Annotated in this window: 21 protein-coding genes and 1 pseudogene; 15 read left to right on the forward strand and 7 right to left on the reverse strand. The window is 62.0% G+C overall.

Annotated elements, in window-relative coordinates; all coding sequences use genetic code 11:
• Positions 1-30 precede the first annotated feature (30 nt).
• The 3 genes from Clow_RS05305 to Clow_RS05315 all read left to right on the forward strand — a co-directional run bounded on the left by Clow_RS05305 (position 31) and on the right by Clow_RS05315 (position 3,643).
• Positions 31-1,176: a MalY/PatB family protein gene (locus Clow_RS05305; protein ID WP_055177350.1), complete on the forward strand. Its 1,146-nt coding sequence runs from the start codon at positions 31-33 to the stop codon at positions 1,174-1,176.
• Positions 1,177-1,221: 45 nt separating this feature from the next.
• Positions 1,222-2,574, forward strand: a complete 1,353-nt coding sequence (gene brnQ, locus Clow_RS05310; RefSeq protein WP_245625704.1) for a branched-chain amino acid transport system II carrier protein — start codon at positions 1,222-1,224, stop codon at positions 2,572-2,574.
• Positions 2,575-2,635: 61 nt separating this feature from the next.
• The gene (locus Clow_RS05315; protein ID WP_055177356.1) at positions 2,636-3,643 is read left to right on the forward strand and encodes an LLM class flavin-dependent oxidoreductase; all 1,008 of its coding nucleotides are present in this window, start codon (positions 2,636-2,638) and stop codon (positions 3,641-3,643) included.
• On the opposite strand, the pseudogene Clow_RS05320 reads toward Clow_RS05315, so the two are convergent.
• Positions 3,640-5,481, reverse strand: a pseudogene (locus Clow_RS05320) (BCCT family transporter). The gene Clow_RS05315 and the pseudogene Clow_RS05320 overlap by 4 nt on opposite strands.
• 257 nt (positions 5,482-5,738) lie before the next feature.
• On the opposite strand from Clow_RS05320, the gene Clow_RS05325 reads away from it, so the two are divergent.
• Both Clow_RS05325 and Clow_RS05330 read left to right on the forward strand, forming a co-directional pair.
• Positions 5,739-6,284 (forward strand): hypothetical protein, encoded by a 546-nt coding sequence (locus tag Clow_RS05325; RefSeq protein WP_055177359.1) that lies wholly within the window; start codon positions 5,739-5,741, stop codon positions 6,282-6,284.
• A 6-nt stretch (positions 6,285-6,290) separates the two neighbouring features.
• The gene (locus Clow_RS05330) at positions 6,291-6,593 is read left to right on the forward strand and encodes a hypothetical protein (RefSeq protein WP_055177362.1); all 303 of its coding nucleotides are present in this window, start codon (positions 6,291-6,293) and stop codon (positions 6,591-6,593) included.
• A gap of 51 nt (positions 6,594-6,644) precedes the next feature.
• Here the strand turns inward: Clow_RS05330 and Clow_RS05335 are convergent, their stop codons facing one another.
• Positions 6,645-6,953 carry a hypothetical protein gene (locus Clow_RS05335; protein ID WP_055177365.1) on the reverse strand — a complete coding sequence of 103 codons (309 nt, stop codon included), beginning with the start codon at positions 6,951-6,953 and terminating at the stop codon, positions 6,645-6,647.
• A 136-nt stretch (positions 6,954-7,089) separates the two neighbouring features.
• Here Clow_RS05335 and Clow_RS05340 point away from each other — a divergent pair, with 136 nt between their 5' ends.
• The 6 genes from Clow_RS05340 to Clow_RS05365 all read left to right on the forward strand — a co-directional run bounded on the left by Clow_RS05340 (position 7,090) and on the right by Clow_RS05365 (position 14,570).
• Positions 7,090-8,661 carry an ABC transporter substrate-binding protein gene (locus tag Clow_RS05340; protein ID WP_055177368.1) on the forward strand — a complete coding sequence of 524 codons (1,572 nt, stop codon included), beginning with the start codon at positions 7,090-7,092 and terminating at the stop codon, positions 8,659-8,661.
• Positions 8,661-9,719 carry an ABC transporter permease gene (locus Clow_RS05345; RefSeq protein WP_082418535.1) on the forward strand — a complete coding sequence of 353 codons (1,059 nt, stop codon included), beginning with the start codon at positions 8,661-8,663 and terminating at the stop codon, positions 9,717-9,719. The genes Clow_RS05340 and Clow_RS05345 overlap by 1 nt, the downstream gene beginning before the upstream one ends.
• Entirely contained in the window at positions 9,716-10,543 is an 828-nt protein-coding gene (locus Clow_RS05350) for an ABC transporter permease (protein ID WP_055177370.1), read from the forward strand. Before Clow_RS05345 ends, Clow_RS05350 begins: the two co-directional genes overlap by 4 nt.
• Positions 10,543-12,048 carry a dipeptide ABC transporter ATP-binding protein gene (locus Clow_RS05355; protein ID WP_055177373.1) on the forward strand — a complete coding sequence of 502 codons (1,506 nt, stop codon included), beginning with the start codon at positions 10,543-10,545 and terminating at the stop codon, positions 12,046-12,048. The genes Clow_RS05350 and Clow_RS05355 overlap by 1 nt, the downstream gene beginning before the upstream one ends.
• Before the next feature lie 92 nt (positions 12,049-12,140).
• Positions 12,141-13,418 (forward strand): alpha-hydroxy acid oxidase, encoded by a 1,278-nt coding sequence (locus tag Clow_RS05360; RefSeq protein WP_055177376.1) that lies wholly within the window; start codon positions 12,141-12,143, stop codon positions 13,416-13,418.
• 243 nt (positions 13,419-13,661) lie between these two features.
• A complete protein-coding gene (locus Clow_RS05365) occupies positions 13,662-14,570 on the forward strand; it encodes a ribokinase (protein WP_055177379.1) in 909 nt (302 codons plus the stop codon).
• Between the two features lie 2 nt (positions 14,571-14,572).
• Here the strand turns inward: Clow_RS05365 and Clow_RS05370 are convergent, their stop codons facing one another.
• The gene (locus Clow_RS05370) at positions 14,573-15,841 is read right to left on the reverse strand and encodes an ATP-binding protein (protein WP_156334659.1); all 1,269 of its coding nucleotides are present in this window, start codon (positions 15,839-15,841) and stop codon (positions 14,573-14,575) included.
• A 279-nt stretch (positions 15,842-16,120) separates the two neighbouring features.
• On the opposite strand from Clow_RS05370, the gene Clow_RS05375 reads away from it, so the two are divergent.
• Entirely contained in the window at positions 16,121-17,623 is a 1,503-nt protein-coding gene (locus tag Clow_RS05375; protein WP_055177385.1) for a metallophosphoesterase family protein, read from the forward strand.
• On the opposite strand, the gene uriH is transcribed toward Clow_RS05375, so the two are convergent.
• From uriH to Clow_RS05385, 3 genes are read right to left on the reverse strand one after another with little or no spacing between them, the layout of a single operon-like run.
• Positions 17,620-18,558: a uridine-preferring nucleoside hydrolase UriH gene (gene uriH, locus Clow_RS05380; protein ID WP_055177387.1), complete on the reverse strand. Its 939-nt coding sequence runs from the start codon at positions 18,556-18,558 to the stop codon at positions 17,620-17,622. The two genes, Clow_RS05375 and uriH, sit on opposite strands and share 4 nt — an antisense overlap.
• A gap of 10 nt (positions 18,559-18,568) precedes the next feature.
• Positions 18,569-18,709: a hypothetical protein gene (locus tag Clow_RS11900; protein ID WP_169332514.1), complete on the reverse strand. Its 141-nt coding sequence runs from the start codon at positions 18,707-18,709 to the stop codon at positions 18,569-18,571.
• 34 nt (positions 18,710-18,743) lie between these two features.
• Complete coding sequence (locus Clow_RS05385) at positions 18,744-20,105, reverse strand: YeeE/YedE thiosulfate transporter family protein (RefSeq protein ID WP_055177390.1); 1,362 nt, start codon at positions 20,103-20,105, stop codon at positions 18,744-18,746.
• Positions 20,106-20,400: 295 nt separating this feature from the next.
• Between Clow_RS05385 and Clow_RS05390 the strand changes: the two genes are divergently transcribed.
• The 3 genes from Clow_RS05390 (at position 20,401) to Clow_RS05400 (ending at position 24,159) form a co-directional block, all read left to right on the forward strand.
• On the forward strand, positions 20,401-21,678 hold the full coding sequence (locus Clow_RS05390; protein WP_055177392.1) for a hypothetical protein: 1,278 nt from the start codon (positions 20,401-20,403) through the stop codon (positions 21,676-21,678).
• Between the two features lie 56 nt (positions 21,679-21,734).
• Complete coding sequence (locus Clow_RS05395) at positions 21,735-22,910, forward strand: heparan-alpha-glucosaminide N-acetyltransferase domain-containing protein (protein ID WP_055177394.1); 1,176 nt, start codon at positions 21,735-21,737, stop codon at positions 22,908-22,910.
• Positions 22,911-23,067: 157 nt separating this feature from the next.
• Complete coding sequence (locus Clow_RS05400; protein WP_055177396.1) at positions 23,068-24,159, forward strand: PTS sugar transporter subunit IIC; 1,092 nt, start codon at positions 23,068-23,070, stop codon at positions 24,157-24,159.
• 43 nt (positions 24,160-24,202) lie between these two features.
• Here the strand turns inward: Clow_RS05400 and Clow_RS05405 are convergent, their stop codons facing one another.
• Positions 24,203-25,804: a Na+/H+ antiporter gene (locus Clow_RS05405; protein WP_055177398.1), complete on the reverse strand. Its 1,602-nt coding sequence runs from the start codon at positions 25,802-25,804 to the stop codon at positions 24,203-24,205.
• Between the last annotated feature and the right edge of the window lie 141 nt (positions 25,805-25,945).

The following is a 25,945-nucleotide window of genomic DNA, read 5'->3' on the forward strand; positions in this document are numbered from 1 at the left end:
TCACGATACAACGCACTACCCTGGGCAGGCATGAATACACCAGACCTTGCTACCCTTCAGGCTCGCGGCACGCGAAAATGGACCACCTACCCCAGCGATGTGCTGCCCGCCTGGATCGCGGAATCGGACTTTGCCACCTGCCCCGAGGTGAAAGCGGCCGTCGAGGAGCGCGTGCAGGCCGAATCCTTTGGCTACACCCCGGCCTCCTCCGATCTGCCCGAGGCCCTGGCGGACTTCTCGCAGCACCGCTATGGCTGGCGGCCCGACCCCGGCAGCATCGTGGAGGTGCCCGATGTGGTGCGCGGGCTCACCCTCGCCGTGCAATTTTTTACCCGCCCCGATTCCCCCGTGGTGGTGCCGGTGCCTGCCTACCCGCCCTTCCTCAACATTCCTGCGGCCGCCGGGCGCGAAAAAATCACCGTCAGCGCCCAGTACAACCCAGAGCAAGGCGGCATGGACTTGGGCGAGATCGAGCAGGCCTTTGCCCAAGGTGCTGGTTCCATTTTGCTGTGTTCCCCGCACAACCCCCTGGGCTATACGCTCAGCGAGGAGTTCCTGCGCGGCCTCATGGAGCTTGCTCAGCGCTACAGTGCCCGCGTGCTCGTCGATGAGATTCACGCTCCCTTGGTGCTCGATGGTTCCCACATCGCAGCCGCAGGTTTAAGCCCCGAGGCCGCCGAGGTGTGCATTACCGTCACTGCCACCTCTAAGGCCTGGAATATCGCGGGGCTCAAGTGCGCGCAGATGATTTTTAGCAACCCCGCCGATGTGCGCACCTGGCGCGGCCTTAACCCCGTGGTCAAGGATGGGGTGGGCACGCTGGGCATCTTTGCCGCTATCGCCTGCTACCGCCAGGGTGAGGAGTTCCTGGATCGCCAAGTGGATTACCTGCGCGCCAACCGGGATTGGCTGGTCAAGGAATTGCCCGCGCGCGTTCCCGGCCTGCGCGTGAGCAACCCGCAGGCCACCTATCTCATGTGGTTGGACTTCCGCGAGACCGCCCTGGCCGAGGACCCCGCAGGGCTCCTACTCCAGCATGGCAAGGTGGCGCTCAACGACGGCCGTCACTTCGGCCCCGGTGGTCAGGGGCATGCCCGGCTGAACTTTGCCACCTCCCGGGAGAATCTGGAAGAAATTGTGCACCGGATTGTTTCAGGAACCCAACAGCACAGGTAGTGTGTTCTCTATTCTTTGTTCCCTGCTCAAGGCACAGGTGACCCTATGACTAGAGAAAAGTCCTCTCCGATGCTCCTCATCGTGACGGCCTTCATGCTGTTTTCCATGTTCTTCGGAGCCGGAAACCTCATTTTCCCCGCCATGTTGGGTGTGGAGGCCGGCACCAGTTTTACCCCCGCTATCCTCGGCTTCCTCGCCACGAGCGTGGTACTGCCGGTGCTGGCGATCATCGCCATCGCCATTTCTGGGCGCAATGTGCGCGACCTCGCTAACCGCGGCGGGGCCGTGTTTGGCCTGGTCTTTTCCATTCTGGCGTACCTCTCCATCGGTGCCTTCTACGCGCTGCCGCGTACCGGCGCGGTGAGCTATTCCACCGCTATCCAGCCGCTCACGGGGTGGGATTCCCTGGCTTCCTCGGCCATCTTTAATGCCATCTTCTTCGGCATTGCCCTGGCCCTGGCCTATAAGCCGGGCAAGATCGTGGATAACCTGGGCAAGTACCTCACTCCCCTGCTGCTGATTCTGCTGGTGGTGCTGGTAGCTCTCTCCCTGAGCACCTTCCACGGCGAGGAACTCGCCCCGGCAGAAAAGTACGCCTCCTCGCCCGCCACCACGGGTCTACTAGAGGGCTACCTCACGATGGACTCCATCGCGGCCCTGGCCTTTGGCATCGTGGTGATCTCCGCGTTGCGCTACAAGAACGTGGCCGAGGGCGGCCCCCTCGTGCGCGGCACCATCATCGCGGGTCTCGGCGCAGGCGCGTTGCTCGCCGCAATCTACATCGGACTGGGCCTCATCGGCCACCACATTCCCAACCCCACCTCCTATACCGATGGCGCAGGGTTGCTTTCCGACGCCGCCCGCCTCACGATGGGCACCCCCGGCCAGGTTCTCTTCGGAGCCATCGTGCTCCTGGCCTGCATGACCACCGCCGTGGGCCTCATCGCGGCCACCAGCGAGTTCTTCGAGTACCTGATGCCCAGCATTAGTTACCGCATCTGGGCCATCATCTTCGCCGTGATGTCCTTCGGCATGGCCACGATGGGTCTGGAAACGGTGCTCACCGTGGCCGCCCCCATCATCACCTTCATTTATCCTCCGGCCATCACGCTCATCTTGCTCACCCTCATTGAGCCGCTGCTGCGCCGCCGCGTACATCTGGTGCGCACCTACCTCATCGCCATCTGGGTTTCCGTGGTGTGGTCGGCACTGACCACCCTGGCGGACCTCGGCCTCAGCGGTCTTTCCCCGCTGGTGGATTGGGCCCCGCTATCCGATCAGAGCCTGGGCTGGGTGCTGCCCACCGTGGCGGGAGCACTCATCGGTGTGCTTATCGACGTCGCCAAGCCCCGCGAGGCTTTCTGGGTAGAGGACTCCCCCATTTCTACGGCGGAATGAAAAACCCGGCGCGGGTGTTGCAGGAACAGTAACCTCACTTCTTCTTGAAAAGGACGTTCCCGTGGCACCCGCGCTTCCTCTTTCCCTCATTGATTTCTGCACCGTCTTGGAGGGCGAACGCCCCGGTGCCTCCATGAAGCGCTCCGTGGAGTTGGCCCAAAAGGCCGAATCCCTGGGCTTTTATCGCATGTGGTACGCCGAGCACCACAATATGCCCGGCATTTCCTCCTCCGCCCCGGCCGTACTCATCTCGCACGTGGGCGCGCATACTTCTTCTATTCGCCTGGGTGCGGGCGGGGTCATGCTGCCCAATCATTCCCCGTACGTGATTGCCGAGCAGTTCGGCATGCTCGCAGAACTCTACCCCGATCGCATCGACCTCGGCCTGGGGCGCGCACCGGGCACCGATATGAACACCCTGGGGCGCGCGCTGCGCCGCGACGCTCACGCGGCAGAGAACTTCCCCAGCGACGTGATGGAACTAGCCGGATACCTCTCCGATGAATCCCCGCTGCCGGGAGTGCAGGCGGTACCGGGCAAGGGCACGCACGTACCCCTGTATATTCTTGGCTCCTCGATGTTTGGGGCGTCGCTCGCCGCCAAGCTGGGCCTGCCCTACGCCTTTGCCTCGCACTTCGCGCCCACGCACCTGGTGCAGGCCACCACCTATTACAAGGAGAACTTCCAGCCCTCCGAGTTCTTGAGCGAACCCTATGTGATTGCCGCCGTGAATGTGACGGCCTCCGATACCCACGAGGACGCCCAGCGCCAGAGCGACCTCGTGCGCCGAGAGCGGGTGCGCGCCCTGGCCGCGCGCGGAAACCGGGATATTAGCGATGCCAACCTCGATCAGTTGGTGAACTCCCCTGCGGGCCAGCAGATTATCGGCATGCTGCATTACAGCGCCATCGGCACCCGCGATGAGGTACGCGATTACCTCGCGGACTTTGCAGAACTAGCCAAGGCCGATGAACTGATGATCTCCGTGCAGGCCCCCACCGGGGCGGAGAATCACCGCGCGATGGAGATTCTGGCCGAGGGGTGGGGGTTGGAATCCCCGACTAATTAGGCGTGCTTATCCCACTGCTCGGCGGTCTGCGGGCGGGACTGCTCGATGACCTTAAAACCCGGCTCCGCATTGTCCGAGCCCGGTTCGTCCACCATCTCGCCCTGAACGCCCAGGTCTCCGCCGATCACCACGTTGCCCGGAAGCACGATATTGCCATCCTCATCGTGCTCTAATACCGGAGTGGGCAGGGCGTTACCCTACTCGTCGTAGCCGGGGGCCGGGCGGTTTTCATGCTCTTCCAGCTTCTCCGCGCTATCGGTGCGCTCCCAGTGGCGGGTGCGCACCTGCCGGGTAGCAGCGGCATCGTCGCTCATTCCCTTGAGCAGCGAGTACATCATTACAAACTGCATGAGGAAGAAGGGGAAGGCCACGATAATCACCACCTCTTGCAGCGAGGCGATACCCGTATCCGGGGAAATCAGCAGCAGCGCCGTACACACCGCGCCGATCATGGCCGCCCAGAAGAGCCGGTACCACGTGGGAGTTTTATCCTCTTCGCCGGTGGCAAACATGTCATTGACCAAGGCCGCGGAGTCAATCGAGGTGATAAAGAAGATCACGATGATAACCAAGGCAAAGGCGGAGACTATACCCGTGAACGGATATTGCTCTAGGAGTTTAAAGAGCGCGGCGGGCACATCGCCCTCCTCCACCACTGGAATGGTGAAGTAACCCGGATCGCTCAACTCCAATTCAATGCCCGCGCGCCCAAAGATGCTGTACCAAATGACCACGAAGATGGTGGGCAGCGCCAGCACGCCGGCGATATATTCGCGCACCGTGCGCCCCCTGGAAATGCGGGCCACGAACATGCCCACGTAGGGCGACCAGCAGATCGTCCAGGCCCAATAGAACACCGTCCACTTGCCCTGCCAACCGGGATTATCCTGGTACGAATCCGACCAGAACATGATGTCCGGCAACCATGAGGCATAAATGCCAAAGGACTCCACCGTGTTTCGCAACAGCGTGAGGGTAGGGCCGGTGAACAGGATAAAGAACATCAAGGCCACGGCTACCGCGATATTGAGGTTGGAGAGAATCTTGATTCCCTTATCCAGACCCGAGGCCACGGAAAGGCAGGCCACGGCGGTAATCACCACGATTATGAGCAACTGCACCCAACTGATAATCGGGGTATCCCAGAGCTTATTCATGCCTGCGTTAATTTGGAGCACACCCAGGCCCACCGACACCGCGATACCAAAGGTGGTACCCACAATGGCTAGTACGTCGATGAGTTTGCCTGGGGTGGAATAGATGCGCCCGCCGAGTACTGGGGCAAAAACGGAGGAAAGGCGCGGCGGGAGTTTGCGCTTATAGATGAAGTACCCCAAAGCCAGGCCGGGCAGCGCCATAATCACCCACATGTGAATACCAAAGTGATACATGGTGAAGGCAAAGGCCTCCGTGATGGCGCCGGGAGACATGCGCTCTTGATCGGCCATCGGCACGTTATAGGCGTGGTTAATTGGCTCGGCCACGCCCCAGAACATCAGCACCGCACCCACGCCACCGGCGAAGAGCATGCAAAACCACGCAATCAGGCTGTGCTCGGGTTCCTCATCGTCATCGCCCAGGCGCACCCGGCCGTAGCGAGAGGCAAAGATTCCCAGCAGGAAGATGAGCACCAGCGAGACTCCGCCAATGTACATCCATCCGAGATTTTCCAGGAGCCATCCGGCGGCCTGGGAGAAGGCCTCGCGGGCGGTTTCACCCAGGAGAATGGTGAGCACCACGAAAGAAACGATCACCCCCGCCGAGGCGAGGAAGATCACGGGGTCAGATTGCAGTCTGAATCTGCGCTTATGCGTGCTGACGGGGGCGGGTGTGGACATCGGGGTATCACCTAGATTTTCTCGATTGGCTGTGGGGCTGAGCAGGGCAAAGCCTACTAGCACTACCCCGTCCCCGACTAACCCCTCACGCAGACCTCACCACAACACTTGACCCAGATCACAGTTAGATGTTAGTTTTGTAAAAGCAACATAAAAGATGTTGCACCCTCACAAGATAAGGAGCACCCCCTTCGATAAAGCCCGCAAGGGCAATCAGTCAAACCGCACCCACCTTTCCCTAAGACAGAGGAGTTATCATGCGGAAAATCAGTTGGAAACTATGTTCGTCTACCCTCATTGCGGCGCTAGCCTTCCAGGCCGCGACCGTTCCCCATGCAACCGCAGCGCCTTCCAATGGAGCAAGCACGGAGATACAGTCTGCCGAACTGTCTGAACCTGCCAGCCTTGAGGAAACTCAGAAGATTCTCGAAGAAGAGGGTCTCAACGAGGTAGAAACAGAAACTGTCTACGTTGCTGGAGTTGGTAATGTCGAGTTCACCTACGACTACATCAACGGAACCATCACCATGGTAGACCCCGATGGCACAACCGAAGTGGTCTCCTTCCAGGAACTCGCCTCAATCTCCGAGAAAGCCGATGATCCAGTTGAACCTATCACCGGAACGCAATTCCGAAGGATCAATAAGGAAAAGGTCTGTAAAGCGCTAGCGACAGCAGTTGGAGCCGGCCATAAGAAAACATGGCAGGTTGCACTCAAGATCGCCGGAGTCAATCCGTGGGTTCGGGCAGCACTCTGGCTTGGCGAAACCGGGTTGTGGTTGTATGTCAGGAATCAGTGTTAAGAGACGATGAAACAATCCGAGAAGCCAGAAATTACCAGCGAAGAATTCTTTGAAGAGTTTTTCGAGCCCAAGGGCTGGGTTCTCTCGGGCCTGGGGCTCATCCTCTTTGGAATAGTTGTCTCCCTCTTCACCAAAGGCGGCATTGATTTCATAGAGGACGCCGACTGGTACTTAACTGGGGCCGCAATCATGTTACGCGGAATCATCTTCATATTCCTGCGGCCTCAGTTCCCCCGGCTCATCTGCTGGATTCTCACATTCAGCTCATGGACCGCGCTGGCCGTGATCTACTTCGTTCTCATACCCTAAAACAAACCCCGGCAGCGCATACTGCCGGGGTTTCCTAACGCACAAGGGCTCTTACTTGATAAAGAACTCGCCGTTCTCGCCCTTCACGATCACATCGCCGCCGTGGGCCACCTGACCATTGGGCAGCACGAGGGGACGCAGATCCTTGGTCTCACCATCGGGGGCCACGAACTCCTCGCCAGCAAACCACTTCTGGAAGGCCTCGGAGGAGGTGCTGGAACCGGAGTAGCGGTGGGCCTCGCCGCGAGCGTCCTGCTCATCGGCGTCCTGCTGGGCCACGATGGGCCGCGGAGTGATGGGTTCCTGGAATACCGGGGCGTCGAAGGTCAGTGCGGAAAGTGCCAGCGTGCTCAGCAGCATGGTGCCTCCTCATAGGCAATAGGTATGCGCGTATCAGCGGAAAACATTAAGCATGGTAACAACCTCGTCCCTGCCTGTCATTCCCTAATATTTTCTTTCCCGCCCCTGCGTCCCACCCATCTGTTACCCTGCTCTCATGTTTTCGCGGAATCCCGCCCGGCCACTGACTGCCCTCGTCCTCGCGCTCCTCCCCCTGAGCGTGGCGGCGTGCAGCGCGGGCTCTACTGCCTCGACCAGCGTGGCGTCGCAAAGCGAAAATCGCGCGCATACCGTGGTGCTTGCCGCTAATGCCGCCCCGGCCTCCCTGGACTTCACCACCACCTCCGGTGCGGCGATTCCCCAGGCGCTCATGGGCAATGTGTATGAGACGCTGGTGCGCATTGATTCCTCCGGGGATATTCAGCCCGGCCTGGCGCAGAGCTGGGAGGTTTCCGAGGACGGCACCACGTATACCTTCCACCTGCGCCCGGGGGTGCGCTTTAGCAATGGCGACGCCTTTAGCGCCCACACCGCAAAGTTCTCCCTCGATCGCGTGCTCAGCGACGCCTGGACCAATGGCCTCAAGGCACAGATGGCCCCGGTAGCCAGCACCACCGCCCTTGACGATCTCACCTTAGAGGTGCGCCTGCATCAGCGTTCTACCACCTGGCTGTGGAATATGGGAACGCTGGTGGGAGCCATGATGAGCCCGCAGGCCGTAGATGATCTTGCCGCGCACCCCGTGGGCACCGGCCCCTATGAGGTGGATACCTGGGCGGTGGGCAGCGCCCTTCGCCTGCGCACCAACCCTGATTATTGGGGCGAGTCCCCCGCCAACGAGGGCGTGGAGATTCGCTACTTCCCCGATGCCATTTCCGCCACCAATGCCCTGGAATCCGGGGACGTCGATGTGCTGTGGGGCCTACAATCCCCCGAACTTCTCGATCCCCTCCAGGCGCGCGGACAATGGAATATTGACGTCGGCACCACCAATGGTGAGGTGCTGCTCTCCATGAATAATCGCCGCGCCCCCTTTGATGATGTGGCGGTGCGCCGCGCGGTGCTGCACGCCATTGATCGCCAGGCGGTGATTGATACCGTATGGGACGGCTATGGGGTGGATACCGGCGGTATTCCAGTGCCGCCCACCGACCCCTGGTATCAGCCCTCGCAGCGCTATCCCTTCGACCCCGAGCGCGCGCGTACCCTGCTGAACGAGGCAGGTTATGCCACCGACGGCACCGATCCCCGCCTGGAGGTGACCATCACCGTCCCCGCCATGCCCTATACCCAAACCACCTCGGAACTGGTGTATTCGCAATTGCGCGATGTGGGGTTCCGCGTCACCTTGAAATCGGCGGAGTTCCCGGCGGTATGGCTGGCGCAGGTGCTCAAGAAGCACGATTACGATATGTCGCTCATCGCCCACGTGGAGGCCCGGGATATTCCCACACTCTTTGGCAATCCCGATTATTACCTGGGATACGATTCCCCTCGCACGCGGGAGCTCCTGGCCGCCGCCGATGCCGCCGCCCCGGAGGAAACCACGGAACTCATGAAGCAGGCCGTGGATTCCCTCATGGAAGAGGCCGCCGCCGATACGCTGATGAACTTCCCGAGCATCGTGGTTTCCCACCCCGGCATCGGCGGCATTGATCCCACCGCGGTGGTCGATTCCCTCCCGCTTTCCCGGATAGCCAAGTCCTCCACCGCAAAGGAGCAGCACTAATGTGGCGCACCGTGGGCAGGCATCTCCTGCGCTTTCTTCTCTTGCTCTTCCTGGGCAGCCTGGCAATCTTTGGGCTCCTGCGTATTCTTCCCGGCAACCCGGCAGAAATTGCCCTGGGTGTCACGGCCACCGAGGAGAATGTGGCCGAGCTCTCCGCTCAGTTGGGCACCGACCGCCCCCTGCACCAGCAGTATCTGGATTGGGTTTCGGGCATGTTGCGTGGCGATTTTGGCACCTCGCTGAGCAGCGGGCAGGAAATTACCCCGCTGCTGCTTGACCGCGGGGCCGTCTCTCTTATTCTCTGCCTCAGTTCCCTTTTCCTCGCCCTGCTCATCGCCGTTCCCCTGGGCATGGCTGCTACTCGACGCCGCTGGGGTACTGCCATCTCGGTGCTCAGTCAGGTAGGCATCGCGGTGCCCAGTTTCTTGGCCGCCGTGCTGCTGGTGATGGTGTTTTCCCTTCACCTGGGCTGGCTGCCCGCTAATGGGTGGATACCCCCGGGGGAGGACTTCGGGGGATTCCTTTCCCGCCTTATCCTCCCGGTGCTGGCACTGACCGTGGTGCAAGCCTCGATCCTCACCCGCTACGTGCGCTCGGCCCTGCTTGAGGTTTTAGAGCAGGACTTCATGCGCACCGCCTACGCCACCGGGCAGGGGCGCGGTGAGGCGTTGCTGAGCCATGCGCTGCGCAATGCCGCCATTCCGGTGCTCACCGTTACCGGCCTGCAATTGACCTCGCTCATCGTGGGTGCGGTGGTGATCGAGCAAGTCTTTGTTATTCCTGGCCTGGGTTCTCTGCTGCTCAGCGCCGTGAGCAGCCGCGATCTCCTCATGGTGCAGGCCATCGTGATGGTGCTGGTGTTCTTCACGCTGCTGGTCAATCTCATAGTGGACGTCACCACCACGCTCATCGACCCCCGCCTGCGCGCCGGAGACCTCCCACGCCGAAACTCGCAGACAACCCAGGCAGACCAGGCTGCACAGGCAACCACACCGGAAAGCCCGCAGAATGACGAGGGTGGCGTCGCCAAGCCCTCCGCGGAAGGAGCCCCCGCATGACCTCTGTATTGCGTCGCCTTTCCCCTACCGGATGGGTGGGGTTAGCCCTGGTGGCTGCGGTATTTTTCATCGCTGCGCTCTCTGCACTGTGGACCCCCTACGATCCGCTCGCCGTGGCTCCCGGACATCGCTTGGAGGGCTCCTCTATGCAGCACCTCTTGGGTACGGACCGCTTTGGGCGCGATGTTCTCTCCCGGATCATGGTGGGTTCCCAGATCACGCTGCTGGTGGGGGTGGTCTCGGTGGGAATCTCCGCCCTCATCGGCGTGCCCCTAGGTCTGTGGGCCGCGCTGCGCAAGGGGGGGGTGAACACCGCCATCATGCGCGGGGCTGATTTATTGCTCGCCTTCCCCGCCCTCTTGCTGGCCATTCTTTCCGGAGCGATCTTTGGGGCCTCCACGTGGTCCGCCATGTTGGCCATCGGTATCGCGGGAATCCCCGGTTTCATCCGCGTCACGCGAGCCAATGCCCTCCAGGTACTCACTCAGGATTACATCGCCGCCGCCCGTATCGGCGGACGCAGCCACACGTCCATCGCCACGGTGCACGTGCTGCCTAATATCGTCTCCACGCTGATCGTGCAGGCCTCGGTAGCCTTCGCCTTGGCGGTACTCGCGGAGGCGGCACTGAGTTTCCTGGGGTTGGGCACGCCCCCACCGGACGCCTCGTGGGGGCGCATGCTGGGCGACGCCCAGGCTTCCCTGGCCTCCGCCCCGCACGTGGCGATTTGGCCCGGCGTGGCCATTGCGCTCACGGTCTTGGGCTTTAACCTGCTCGGTGATGGCCTACGCGATGCCTTTGATCCCCGGAGGAGAACACACTGATGTCCACACACTCTGCCGTATTGAGCGTAGAAAATCTCGGTATTTCCGACCTCGTAGAGGGAGTTTCCTTCGAGCTACGCCCTGGTCAACGGGTGGGGCTCATTGGAGAATCCGGCTCCGGTAAGTCGCTCACCGCGCTGGCTCTGATGGGGCTGTGTCCCCTGCCGGTGCGCGGAAACATCCGTCTTGGAGACACCGAACTCGTGGGAGCGCGCGAAAAGAGCCTGCGCAGCATACGCGGTCAGCGCATCGCTATGGTGTTCCAGGAACCCATGACGGCGCTCAACCCCCTCATGACGGTGGGCACGCAGCTCATCAAGGCCATGAAAGCCCACGGCCGCGATCTCAGTGCGGCGCACCTCCGCGACGAAGCCGCGGCTCTCTTCCGGGACGTCGGCCTGCACGAGGAACACCTCGGGGCTTATCCCCATCAGCTTTCCGGCGGCCAACGCCAGCGCGTGCTTATCGCTATGGCACTTTCCCAATCCCCGGAGGTGCTCATCTGCGATGAGCCCACCACCGCCCTGGATGCCACCGTGCAGCGCCAGATCATCGAGGTCATCCTGCGGGTCACCGAGCAGCGCAATATCGCCCTGCTTTTTATCAGCCACGATCTTTCCCTCGTGTCCACCCTGTGCGATCACCTCTTGGTTATGGAATCCGGGCGCATCATCGAGCGCGGCTCCACCGAGGAGATTCTGCGCCAGCCCCAACAGGAGCGCACCCGCGCCCTCATCGCGGCCACGCAGCTCTCCGAGCGCTCCCCCTCCCCTGCTATCGACGCCCCCCTAGAAACCGCCATCGAGGTCACCCAGGTATCGCGCACCTTTTCCACCCGTGGCCGCACCGTGGAGGCCCTGCGCGAGGTGAGCCTTCGCGTGCCCCAGGGAACCCGGTTGGGCATCGTGGGCGGCTCCGGCTCGGGGAAAACCACGCTGCTGCGCATGATCGCAGGATTGGAGCAACCGGATTCCGGCTCCGTGCGCGTTCACGGGCGCACCCACATGGTTTTTCAGGACCCCTATTCCTCCTTCAACCCTCGTATGAAGGTGGGAACCGCCATCACGGAGGCGCTGCGGCTGCCGCGCGCCCAGCGCACCGAGCGAGCAGCCCGCCTCATGGAGCAGGTGGGGCTGAACCCTGGGGACGTCGATAAGCTCCCGCATGAGTTCTCCGGTGGGCAGCGCCAGCGGCTCTCCCTGGCCCGCGCGCTCTCCGTCGATCCCGATGTGTTGCTGGCCGATGAGGCGGTTTCCGCCCTGGACGTCACCGTGCGCGCGCGGGTGCTTGACCTCCTCGATCAGGCGGTGACCCCGGAGCGCACCCTGGTATTCGTCTCCCACGAACTTGGGGTAATCCGGCACCTCTGCACGGAGGTGGTGGTGATGCGCGCAGGGGAAATCGTAGAACGAGGGCCGGTGGAGCGGGTGTGGAAAGAGCCCGAGCACCCCTATACGCGCGAGCTGCTGGCGGCCATTACTCCGGCGCTCTCGCCGCATGTGTGATAGTTCATAGCACAGCGATATGCCTTAAACGCCCCACACTGGGATAAAATGCAAAAGGAAGATTATTCTCAACAAGGAGTGCCGGTAGCAACATGGCTCATATCCCACGGCAAGTGCCCAACCCCAGCGAGATCTTTGATCTGCTGAAGTTCAAGACCCCCGATCTGAACCTCAAGCGCGCACGACTCAGCAAAGCGCAGACCATTGACGATCTGCGCGTGATCGCTAAGCGACGCACCCCCGCCGCCGCCTTCGACTACACCGACGGCGCCGCCGATGACGAGATCTCCATGAACCGCGCCCGCCAGGCCTTCAAGGACGTGGAGTTCCACCCCTCCATTCTCAAGGACGTTTCCCAGCTGGATACCTCCACCGAGATTTTCGGCGGCCCCTCCTCCCTGCCCTTCGGCATCGCCCCCACCGGCTTTACCCGCCTCATGCAGACCGAGGGCGAGGTAGCCGGTGCTTCCGCAGCCGGGCGCGCGGGTATCCCCTTCGCCCTGTCCACCCTGGGCACCACCTCCATCGAGGACGTGAAGAAGGCCAACCCGCACGGGCGCAACATGTTCCAGCTCTATGTGATGCGCGATCGCTCCATCTCCTACGGCCTGGTGGAGCGCGCCGCCAAGGCGGGCTTTGACACCCTCTTCTTCACCGTGGATACCCCGGTGGCCGGTGCCCGCCTGCGCGATGCTCGCAATGGTTTCTCCATTCCCCCGCAGATCTCCCTGGGCACGGTGCTCAACGCCATTCCGCGCCCCTGGTGGTGGTGGGACTTCCTGACCACCCCGCCGCTGGAGTTCGCCTCCCTAACCACCACGGGTGGCACCGTGGGCGAGCTGCTCAATAACGCGATGGATCCCACCATCAAGTTCGATGACCTCGACGAGATTCGCTCCCTGTGGCCCGGCAAGCTCGTGGTCAAGGGCGTGCAGAACCTTGAGGATTCCAAGAAGCTCGCGGACCTGGGCGTGGACGGCATCATCCTGTCCAACCACGGTGGCCGCCAGCTCGACCGCGCCCCCGTGCCCTTCCACCTCCTGCCCGAGGTGGTGCGCGAAGTCGGCTCCGACCTGGACGTGGCGATGGACACCGGCATCATGCACGGTGCGGACATCGTGGCCGCCCTGGCGATGGGTGCGAAGTTCACCTTCATTGGCCGCGCCTACCTCTACGGCCTCATGGCCGGTGGCGAGGCCGGTGTGGACCGCACCATCGAGATTCTGGCCAGCCAGGTGCGCCGCACCATGCAGCTGCTCCAGGTTTCCTCCGTGGAGGAACTCGGCCCGCAGCACGTGACCCAGCTCAACCGCCTGAACCCGCGCCAGATTGACTTTGATGTGCGCGAGGATCGCGGAGGGTTTGTGTAAGTCCTCTTTGAGGTGAGCAAAAGGCTCGGTGAAGCGTTGATAAACGCCGTTCACCGAGCCTTTTCCTTCATTTCCTGGCTCCCCGCCTCATTCCCCGAGATCACCCGCCACGCTCCCCCGCTAGGCTGTGCAGGTAGTGCTGTGCTGGGTATGCCGCACGCAAACGGTGCATTGCTTGGGGCGCCGCACCCCGGGCCGTACGACGCCGCAGACCGCACACCTCCGCCAGGAAGGGAGAAGAAGTTGTCTAAGAAGGTTGTGGTGGTTGGCTCCATCAATGCCGACCTCACCGTTCACGTTCACCGCCACCCCCACCCGGGCGAAACCCTGGCGGGCAGCGGCGGCGAGATTTCCGCCGGGGGCAAGGGAGCCAATCAGGCCGTGGCCGCCGCCCTCCAAGACGCAGAGGTGGCCCTCATCGGCGCGGTGGGCGGCGATGCCTATGCTCGGCCCGCCACCGAGTACCTGCGTTCCTCCGGAGTGGACCTCGCCGCCGTAGCAGAGGTGGAGGGTCCCACGGGCCTGGCGGTGATTACCGTTTCCGCCGATGGGGAGAACTCCATCATCGTGGTGCCCGGTGCGAATGCCGCCGTGAACAGCGAGTACGTGGGCGGGCACGCCGCCACCATTAAAGAGGCCGCCGTGCTGCTGCTCCAGGGCGAGATTCCCGCCGAGGGTTTTGCCCGCGCCATCGACTCCGCAGGAGAAAACACCCGCGTGGTGGTCAATCTCGCCCCGGTGGTGCCGGTGCCGCGTGAGGCCCTGGTACAGGCCGATCCCCTGGTGGCCAATGAGCACGAGGCCGGGTTGATTCTGGAACAACTAGGCTCCCCCAGCACCTCGGAGGACCCCGCAGACCTCGCCCGCGACCTGCTGCGTGCGGGCTTTGCCAGCGTGGTGCTCACCCTGGGCGCCAAGGGCGCGCTCGTGGCCCAAGGCCAGGAGGTCACGCCCATTCCCACACCCACCATCACCCCGGTGGATACCACGGGGGCGGGCGATGCCTTTGCCGGTGCCCTTGCCGCCCGCTTGGCTCGCGGTTCCTCGCTTATCGACGCCGCCCATCACGCCGCCCGCGTGGGCGCCTACGCGGCCACGGGGCACGGGGCACAGGCCTCTTATCCGGGGATGGAGGACGAGTTGCCGGGATAGTCTCAGGGGCGCAAGCAAGCCAGGGGCACGACAAGCACACCATCATCGCGGCGGTAGGCGGCCTTTCCTCCGGTCACGACCATGAGGAAGGACGGAGCACCCATGCGAGAGGTATCCACGCGCTCAGCTAGTTTCTGTAGATTCGCAGCCGCCTCGTCCACCTGCCGCTCGCCCAGTTTGACCTCCACCGGAGCCCAGCGGCCGTCGGCAAGCACCACCACGGCATCGGCCTCCAGGCCTGTTTTATCCCGGTAATGGAAGAGACTGCCGTCCATCGCCTCGGCGTAAACGCGCAGGTCACGCACACAAAGCGATTCAAAGAGCAAACCGTATGCCTCCATATCGTGCAGTAGATTCGCCGCGGTGGCCCGCATGAGGGCGGTCCCCACGGAGGGATCCACAAAGTGCCTCGTGGGGCTGGTGCGCACGGCGGTCTTGGAGCGCAGCGCCGGATTCCACGCCTCTAGTTCATCGGTGATGTAGGCCCGAGCAAGGGCGTCGAGGTAGTCACTCACGGTGTTGGGAGACATCGCCTCATCATTGACAGCTAGGTCCGCCGCCATCGTCGCCTGCGATGCCTGCGTGGATATGTGGCGAGCGTAGGAGCGCATGAGTGCGCGGACCCGCGTGGCGTTGCGATTCACCCCATCAATGCGGGAAATATCCGATTCCACCAGGCCATCGATGTAGGCGCGGGCAAGATCAGGCGAACGATTGCTCTGCCCTGTGGTAATGGCGGCGGGCCAGCCACCCCGGCAGAGAATCTGCGCCATATCCTCCACGTCCAGGGGAGAGATACCGCCGATAGCCTCACCCGGTGCGTCGAAGAGCTCCGCTAAGGACACATCACCCGAGGATTCCTGCGATTCGTGGAGCGTCATGGGCCGCATGACAAAACTCGTGATGCGCCCCACTCCCGAGTGAGCCGGGCTGACCGTGGGGGTGCTCGATCCCGTCAGAATGAATTGGCCAGAGGTGCGCCTGCGGTCCACGGCAAAGCGCACGGCGTCCCAGAGTTGCGGGGCCATTTGCCACTCGTCAATGAGCCGTGGGGTAGCACCCTCTAAGAGTTTGGAGGGTTTCGCATCCGCCAGGGCCAAGTAGGAGGCGGAGTAATCGGGGTCTTGGAGGTAGATAACGCTGCTTGCCTGTTGCAGGGCCGTTTCCGTCTTGCCGCACCACTTAGGCCCTTTGACCTGTACCGCCCCGCTCGTGGCCAAGGCCTGGGCTAACCTGGCGTCCGCAATACGGGGTAAATAATCGTGGGTCACGCACCCTCCCTCGATAGGCTATCTCCGCTGCTCAGGATAGCATACTGAGTGGTTTGGACCGTTTCTACTGAGTCATTTGGACGGGTTTTATTGAGTGATTTGGACCGTTCTCACTGAGTGATTTGGCCGCAATCTTCACCCACTGTTCCCCTGCCATTCACCTGGGATTCTCCTATGGCTGCGATAATCTGTACCGTCCCACACCGCCCATCCCCCGGAGGTTCCCCGGTGAAACGCCGTACCGTCCTCAAAGCCGCCGCTGCGGCTGGTTGATTCCCCTTGCTCGGCAAGGCCCCGCTCTCCTCTGCCTCCGCCACTACCGACGCCACCGCAACCACACCGCAGCAGCACGTCCTCTTTAGCGAGGGCTTCGACGAAGTAACCAACCCCGCCTCCTTCACGCATCGCCTGCCCGAGGGCTGGACGAACACGGTGGAGGGAGTGACCTCCGGGGAGAAGCACTGGGAGGGTTGGACGCTGGCCACCATCAGGGATTGGACCTGGGCTGCGGGCACGGATAAAAGGCAGTGGTTCACCCGGGGTTATGAGCAGGTGGCGATCATTGATTCCAAGCAGCAGCGCCTTAATTCCACCGATTCCATGAACGCCCACCTCTTCTCCCCCGCTATTGAGGTCACAGGCCACGCGGAGGTGGTGGTGGAGTTCGATTCCCACTATCGCCAGGGTAAAAAGGGCCAGCGCGCCGTGGTGACCGCCACACTCGATGACAATGAGGAGCGCGAGATTCTGCGCTTGGAAGAAGATCGCATTTCCTCCCACGAGGCGCTGCGCCTTCCCCTTCCCACCGGGGCCACCACGCTGCGCCTGGGTTTTCATTACCTCGGCGGCAATGATGATTGGTTCTGGGCCATTGATAACGTGGCCGTCACCCTGCCGCTGGCAGAACCCGCGCACGAGCCGGTGGCCATCATTGATGTTCTCTCCGATATCCAGGGCGATATTGCCGATTATGAGGACGCCGTGCGCCAGCTCAACGCCATGCCCGAACCCGCCCAGGCGCTAGTGATTAATGGCGATGCCGTGGATAAGGGCAGCCGGGAACTCTGGGAGGAGTTCACCGCCGCCGCCCGGCGCACCCCTCATACCTCGGGAAATACCATCATGACCGCCGGAAACCACGAGATGTATGGCGATGAGGGCTCGCAAACCTATATCCAGCGCTTTTTGGATTATTCACGCAGCCAGGGGCTCTGGCAGGAGATACTGGTAAACGGTATTCCCTTGCTCACCATCAATTCCGAGTACTACTCCGATGTGGACCGCGACGGTAAAGAACCCTTCGTGCGGCTCTCCCCTGAACAACTCTCCTGGCTCGATGAACGCCTCGCCCACTGGCGCGATCAGGGCCAGCCGGTGTTGCTCTTTGCCCACTACCTGCTACCCAATACCGTCTCTATGTCTCACAGCGCGTGGTATCAGAATGACTACGAGGACCTAGAGGCCCTTTCCAATGTGCTGAGCAAGTACACCCACCAGGTGATGTTCACCTCCCACAGCCACGCCTCCCTGCTCCACCAGCACGATTGGTGGGGTATGCGCCGCTACGCGGGCACGGGTGAGGCGGGCAAGCGGGGTTTTCCGGTGGTCAATACCGGGGCAATCCTCAACGCCTATATGCCCGAGGACGATCACGACGAGACGATCCTTGACGGCCCGGCCTCCTCCGGGCTGCGGGTGCGTATTTATCACGATCGCGTGCGCGTGGAGGCCTGGGACTTCATCGAGAAGAAGCGGGTGAAAGTGCAGGACTTCCGCCGCTAAAGAACGCGCACGGCCTCCACCACCAGGTTCCAGAACCTCTCGTGGTCCAGGCGCACCGCCACGGAGGTGTGGCAGTCCTCGGGCGCGGGGGCTCGGAAATCCGCCACCGTCATGCCGGTGGTGAGCGCCCCACGCAGTTCCACATCCAGGGGCACCTTCACGGTGCTCACCACGGCGGGGTCGATGAGGTAGGCGATGGTACAGGGGTCGTGCACCGGAGGGTCGTCGAAACCCTGGGCCTGGCGGTAAGCCTCACGGAAGAAACCGCACAGGCCCACCACAAAGTCCCCGGCCTGAGTACCCAGCTGGGCAAAGCGCTCCTCCACCTCGCGGGTGGCAAGGGCCTGGTGGGTGAGGTCGAGGCCCACCATCACCACGGGCCAGGATTCGTTGAATACGATGTGCGCGGCCTCGGGGTCCACGGAGATATTGAACTCCGCCGTGGCCGTTTTATTGCCCTCGTGATAACCGCCGCCCATGAGTACCACCTCGCGCACCCGCTCCACGATGCGCGGTTCCTTGCGCGCGGCCATCGCAATGTTGGTCAGCGGACCAGTAGGCACCAGGGTGATGGTGCCCGGTTCGTGGCTCATCACCGTATCAATAATGAAGTCCACGGCATGCGCCTGCTCCACGGAAACGCGCGGGTCTGGCAATTCAAAGCCGTGAATCTCCATACCGGAATCGCCGTGGACATCGGCGGCCACCTCCACCGGGCGCACCAGGGGGCGCGTGCAACCGGCGTGCAGGGGGACGTCGATAAGCCCGGCAATGGTCATCACCTGCCGGGCGTTGAAGGTGACCTTCTCTAGGGTCTGATTGCCGCCAATGGTGGTAATACCCACCAGGTCGATAGCGGGGTTGCCTGCGGCGAGGAGGATGGCGACGGCATCGTCGTGGCCGGGGTCGCAATCGAGAATGATTTTTCGCGCCATGCTTGTGCCCCTAGCTGGAATAAATACGCGGCAGCAGGGAAAGGTCCAGCAGGTGTTCCTCCGGCACCTCGAAAATCCCCATCATCTGATCGAACTCGTGGGCTTCCGCTCCAGAGAGCAATACCTGCTCCCGATCCATCCAGGGCTCCATACCACCAGAGTGTAACCCACCCGGTGCGGGCGCACTACGTTCCCAACACCGCCCCCTTGCGCAGTGTGATGCTCCACCCAGCCTCGCCGCGCTCCTCGAAGTTCACCACCTCGTGACCGTCCTCGGCGGCCCAGCGGGGAATGGAATCGGTGGCCTGGGTGCAATCAAAGTCAATCACCAATTCCTCCCCCGATGCCAGGGCCTTCATGGCCTCCTTGGCCTCAATGAGTGGGAAGGGGCACACCGCACCAAAAGTATCCAGGCGGTAGCGTCCGGGAGCCAGCGTGGCGACGCCCCCGTAGCCCTGCTCCTGCGCCGCCCCGCCGCCCAGGGTGATGAGGCCGGACACTGCGGGGGTGGCGGCTACTGCGGTAGCCGGGGCGTCGATAGTAGAAGCGGGGCGCGGGGCAGCCGGGCGCAACCACAGCTTTGCCCCCAGCCCCACGCCGAGCGCGATGAAAAGCAGTGCCAACCAGCCCTGATAGGTAAAAAGGGAGGTTTGCACCATTCCGTTGCCCACGGTGCAGCCGCCGGCCAACGAGGCACCCACGCCCATCGCCAAGCCGCCGACGACCGCGCGGGTGGCCGCGGTGGCATCGGGCACGCGCACGCGGAACTCCCCGGTGAGCTTGGCCGCCACGAAGGCCCCGGCGAAGATACCGAGCACGAGCATCACACCCCAGTCCACGCGCTGCGTATCACCCGTGACGGCGTAACGCAGGATATTGGAGGTGGGAGTGGTGATGCCCAGGCCGTCGTTGCGACCGGTGGCCGCCGAGAGCGGCCAAGCGATCACGCCGAGCAGACCGATGAGCACGGCGGCGGTATAGAGGTGCAGGGGACGCTTCCAGCGCTCGCGGTGGAGTGCGGGCAGGGGCTTTTCCGTGGCGAGGAAGCGGCGCACCAGCACCACCGTGCCCGCGCTGAGTGCCAGGGCGAACCACCAGGGAGAAAGACCCAGGGTTTCCGGCAGGCTGCGCAGGGGCAGCGTGCGGGAATGTAAGGCCTCGTTGAAGCCGCGCAGCGCCCCGGCCTTCATTGCCGCCGCCGAGAGCGCGTAAGTGCCCAGCGCAATCCAGGACCCCACCAGGCCCTCTGCCGAGCGGTACCAGGTGCCCGAGGCGCAACCGCCCGCCAGCACAATGCCCAGGCCGAAGATGAGCCCACCGAGGATCACGGCCAGCGGGGCGAGATCGTCATACTCCGGGGCGATCACGCCCAGGCTACTCAACGCCGCCAGGCCCACCGCGTGCACGGAGATAACGATGAGCAGGCCGGTAAAGCCCCGCCAGGTGCGTTGCAGGAAAATATCGCGCAACATGCCGGTCACGCAGAAGCGTCCGCGCTGCATCACCGCGCCGAGGACGGCGCCCAGGGCTAGGCCCGTGAGAATCATGGCTGGCCTTTCTGTCCGGGTAGGAATGATCGGATTCATCATAGACGAATCTGTCTAGATAGAACATACCGTTCAGTTTTTCGATCTTTCTACGATAGCCTGGCCCCATGCCACGCGATAACAGGCTCGGAAAAGGAATCATCGCGGCACTCAGCGCCGCCGCACTCACGGGTGTAGGTGCTGGCATGGCTACCTGGGCGGTTCAGCCCCCCCGGAATACGGCCAGCAGATTAGCGTTCCCCGTGAGCAACTAGAACCTCACCAGGTATCCCTTACTATCGACGACCCGCAGGATGTGCTTAGCGCCGAGGACGAAGCTCGCATGGAAAGCGACGCCCAGCGCCTCCAGGTACCCGCCGTAGTCACCGGCTTGTACTACGTGGTCTTTGAGAACAACAAAGAAAACGTGCTGGACTCGTTAGAAAATCACGTTCGCGACCACCGCCCCGAACTTATCGCCCCCGATGATGACCACTACGCTGATGGCATCCTCATCGTGGGTGTAGGCCTTTCTCCCCGCAATGCCTTCATCGGCTGCGGCAATGATGTGTGCGATGCCCTCGACCTCTGGGGCGGGACATCCTTAGATACAGCCCTCGACGCCATGAAACCCGGCGTAGCAGACGGCAATATCCCCGCCGGGCTTTTCAACTCTGCTCAAACCGCCACCGACGTAGCCGCCCTAGAACAGCGCCTTTATGACGATGCCGTGGGAGATCGCACAGCCGCCAGTGTCGGGGCCGGGTTGGGAACCTCTGCCTTGGTAGGTGGGGTGGGCTCCGTCCTAACGGTAAGCCGCAACACCCGCAGAAAGAAATCGGAGGAGGCCCGCTCAGACCTCGACCATGTACTGAACAATTACGGGGAGATCGCCCAACGCCTCGACAGCATAGACATCCGAGCAAACTCACTAAGCAGCTCCTTTGCCGATAAGCAATTGCGCCAGCAATGGGCCGAGGTACGCGATCGCTTTCTAGCTCTTGACGAGCAAATATCCGGCGCTGGCGGGCTGAGTTCTCTTAATACCGGCGACGATAAAGTGATGGCAAAACAGCACTCCACCATCGCCACAGCCGCCACCACCGTGACACAGATAGAAACGGCCGAGGAGAATATCGACCGCCTCTTCAATCTCGAACAAGGTGATGTGACCACCCGCCAATCCGATCTAGAGGACCTGCGCGGGGACGTGCGCAAGGCCAAACTGGCGGCCAAGAGCACCGAACTTAAAAAGGAATTGGAGGCCATCGGTCAGCGTATTCAGCAGTTAGCACAACAAGTAGAAAACCCCACCTTCATGGCTGATCTGGTGCGCATTACCAACGATTATCAGGCTGCACTCGCAGAGATGAAGCGCCGCGAACTTTCCGATGTGAAGGACTATGAACCGCTGCGTCAACCCCGACTCTACGACCCTGACTATCGCTACAGCGATTTTGTGACCTACTACGCTATTTCCTCCTGGCACAGCAATAACGTGGCCACTCACCAAGCCCAGCAATCTTCGTCCAGCTCCACCAATACCTCTTATTCCTCTGGTTTTAGCGGCGGGGGCGGTTCTTCTAGCTTCTAAATACCTCTACTAAAGGGGCTAGCGCTGCCGCGCCATTCATGCCACCCTTAAGTACCATGTCCTTTCCTTCCACACGCACCCGCATTGACGGTTTTGACCTCGCCCGGGCGCTGGCCATCATCGGCATGATGACGGCGCACCTGGGTCCCGATCTCCCGTGGGTTAATGCTCTGAGCAATGGTTTCCCCTCCGCGCTCTTTGCCGTGCTCGCCGGGGTATCGCTGAGTTTGATGAATAGCAAGGCCGACGCCACCGGGGGCGCCGCTTTAGCCCAGGCCCGGCACCGCGCCATGATTCGCGGCGTGGTACTCGTGGGAATCGGCATGATTCTTTCCACCGTGCAGGTGGCCATCGCCGTGGTGCTCGGCTCTATTGGAGCGATCTACCTGGTGCTTGGCCCCTGTACCCGATGGCGCACCTGCTGGCTGATGACCGCTGCCGTGGCACTGCCTGTGCTCGGCATCGCTTTGAGCTTCTACCTCACTATAGGTGAGACGGTTATCGAAAGTCCGCTATTAGCCGGTGCTTACCCCATTCTCAATTGGCTGGCCTACGGTCTTTTTGGCATGGTGCTTTACCGCGCTTTCTCCGCTGGCGCCCGTGCCGCGGTACCCGTCACCGTGATCGGCCTGCTCGTAGGCGGCGTCGGAGTATGGCAACGCCACCTCACCGGGGAGTTGGGGCATGGGGAAAATCCCCTGGACGTGGTGTATTCCTGGGGCATGTCGGCCGGAGTCATCGGGTTGTGCCTGCTGGTTACTCGCCCGCAGATTCTCACTAAGGCCCTGTACCCGCTGCGCAGCTTGGGCATCATGGCGCTTACCGTATATGTGGCCCACGTGCTCACCGCGGCTATCCCTTTGGGTGGTTATCTCGATTTCCAGCAATCCATGAAGGACGATTCTGCCGTCTATACCGATTCGCCCGCTGACCTCTATGCCGGCGTGGACTTCGAGGAGTATCGCAACCGTGTGGCGCGTACTCATGATTGGGAGGAGTACATGAAGGTGGAATCCACCATGCTCTTCGAGCCGGGCATATCCGATCCCGGCGTTCAAAAACTCCCGAGCGGGAATGAACTCACCGCCTGGTGGCTCGGCTCCATCGGTTTCTCCCTGCTGGCCTGTTCCCTGTGGCGGGGCTGGCGCCCGCGCGGCCCGTTGGAGGAGGGGCTGCGTCGGATAGCGTATCGGGGCAGCACCTATAAAGAGGTTTCTCCTCCGAGTGCATAATCTGGGACGCATAATCTGTGCACATAATCTGAGGCGCATATTTTGAGCGCGTCACTCAGGGGCGAACTCGGCACAGAGATAATCCACCGCCTATGAGCACGCCTACGGGAACATGTATGTTCGTATGCGACTGTTAGACGTATTTCAAGGATTTTTTATGGCTGATTCCCCCTCCGCCGCCCCCGCCACGCCTGCGGTTTATGCCACCTCCGTAGGAGACTTCACGCTCAAAGTGCTCAACGGCATTTCCATCGCCGTGGTGGTATCCCTCGTGCCCCAGGCGCTACTGGGAGAGCTTTTTAAAGCGCTGCTGCCGGTATTCCCCCAGGGCATCAACATCATCAATATGGTGAGCTTTACCGCCTCCATGATGCCGCTCATCATCGGCGTGATGGTGGCCATGCAGTTCAAGCTCACCCCCATCCAAACCGCCGCCGTGGGTATTGCCGCCATTCTTGGCTCCGGGGTGGCCACCGCCGACCCCGAGGGCGGATTCCACGTCCAGGGCACCGGCCTGGTGATTAACTCCGGGCTCACCGCCGCAATGGCCGTGGGCGTGGTGGCCGTGATCGGGCACCGGCTGAAGAATTACACGATCCTGCTGCTCTCCATGATCGTGGTGCTGGTGGCCGGCGGTATCGGCTCGATGGTCACCTACCCGGCGGTGAAGGTGCTCACACAATGGCTCGGCAGCATCGTCAATGGGGCCACCGGCTTCCAGCCCGTGCTCATGGGCCTGGTGCTCGCGGTGCTCTTCTCCGTCATGATCGTCTCCCCCATCTCCACCGTGGGTATCGCCACTGCCATCTTCATGGAGGGCGTTTCCTCCGGTACGGCCAACCTCGGCGTGACGGCCGCGGGCTTTGGCCTCATGGTGGCCGGGTGGAAGGTCAACGGCTTTGGCACCTCCATCCTGCACGTTCTGGGTTCCCCCAAGGTGCAGATGGCTAACCTGTGGTCACGGCCCGTCACCATGCTGCCAATGATGTGCACGGCGGCCGTCGTGGGTGCACTCGGCGGCCTGCTGGGTATCTCCGGCACGCCCATCTCGGCGGGCTTCGGCGTCTCCGGTCTCATGGGGCCGCTGGCCGCCCTCAACTACGAGGGCTGGGGATGGAGCGCCGCCAACATCGCCATCGTTGCGGTGCTCTTCTTTGTGCTTCCCCTGGTGCTCTCCATCGTGTTCAGCAAAATCTTTGAAAAGATCGGCTGGGTGCGCCCGGAGAATTACAAGCTGGACTTCGAATAAAAGGCTTATCGACGCCCCCGGTGGTACAACCCCGCTGGGGCTACTACTCCAAGCGCATCGGGCCTTCGATACGCAACTGCTCAATATCCAAGCGGTCGGTGAGAATATTGAGCACTTCCTCATCAATCTTGCCCTCGCCGTGCATGCGCAGCAGGTTTTCCCTGGCCTGGGCATTAATCGCTAGGCGCAATTCCATTCCCGCCCGGTGATATTCCACCACGCGGCGCTCCTCTTCCGCGAGGTTTTCTCCCTCTTCTATTTGCTCCACCAACATGCGCTTGCGGTGCAGGTGAAGCTCCCGGTACACATCTTCTTCCACTTCCTTCGAGGCCCCCACCTTTTGAGCCAGGTGCGGCAATTGTTCGATGAGCGCCGTATTCGATTCCAGCCCCGCCTCCTGAGCCATGCGTACATCGCGGGCGGCCTCGGCATCGGAAAGCGCATTGGGGCGCGCCTGCACCCACTTAATGCACCAGGGCAAAAGCAAACCCTGAATGAGCAGGGAGGCAAAGACGATGAGTGCCACCACGTACACCACCACATCGCGCCCCGGTACCGATTCCGGCACCGAGAGTGCGACGGCCAGCGATACCGCTCCGCGGAAACCCGCCACGGTAATCACCATGCGCTCCGGGAGATTAGTGCGGCGCAATTTCTGTGCCGGGCGGCGATCAAGCACCCGAATAATGCGGATTATGACCTCACCAAAGAGGAAACGGGTAAGCATCATCACCGCGTACAAGGCCAGAGCCACGGCGGTGGCGTGCCAAAGCGTATCCGATTCCAGGGAACGCACAATTCCCGGCACCGCCAGGCCCGCCAAAACAAAGAGCAAGGAATTAAGAATATGCGTGAGCACTGCCCAGAAAGGACGGCCCAAAACCCTCGAACCCACGGTGATAAAGCGATGCCCCGCCTGGCCGATATACAACCCGGCCACCACCACAGCCACGATTCCCGAACCGTGAATCTCCTCCGCCAGCACATAAGTAACCAGCGGAACAATAATGCGGAAGATATTGCCCTGCATCGGATCATCCACAAACCGCGCCACTTTGGATACCAGCCAGCCCACCACCAGGCCCGCCGCAATACCGCCGCCGAAAGAAAGGGCGAAGTCCCACAGCGCCGTGCCCGCCGTGACCTCATCGGGGTTGGTGGCATACATCAGCGCTAGGGCAAAAAGCACCAGGGCCGTGCCGTCATTAATCAGCGATTCCGCCTTCAACACAATGAGCCCGCGCGGCGAAATACCCTTGGCAAAGGCGGCCACCACGGTGGCGTCGGTAGGCCCAATCGCCGCGCCGATGAGCAGCCCCACCGCCAGCGTCATGCCCAGCCAGGTGGCCGCCCCGCCCACGGTGGCGGTCACCGCGATCACCGCCACCGTGCCGTTGAGCAACACCCCGCGCAACTGACGGCGTATCCCGCACAGCGAAATATTAAGCGCTTCCCAGTAGAGCAGCAGCGGCAGGAACACCCCCAAGATCACTTCCGGCTCCACGCGCGCCTCCCCCATCACGGGGATGAAGGAGATCGCCGCGCCGCTGAGCATGAGCACCAGCGGGCCGTTGAGCGAGAATCGCTCGCTCACGTATTCCGCGACCAGAATGGTCACGGCCAAAATCAACAGAATCTCTACCACAAGGGGTAGACATTACACACGGCGTGGGAATACTTCTTGGCTTATCCGCTTAGCGACGCCGCCCGTACCCCAAGTTCGTACAGATCGTACAAGGTTGAGAGGTTCGTACAGATCGTACAGGGTGCTATAGTTCGTACAGAT

Source organism: Corynebacterium lowii (genome assembly GCF_001412085.1).
GTDB classification, from domain to species: Bacteria; Actinomycetota; Actinomycetes; order Mycobacteriales; family Mycobacteriaceae; genus Corynebacterium; species Corynebacterium lowii.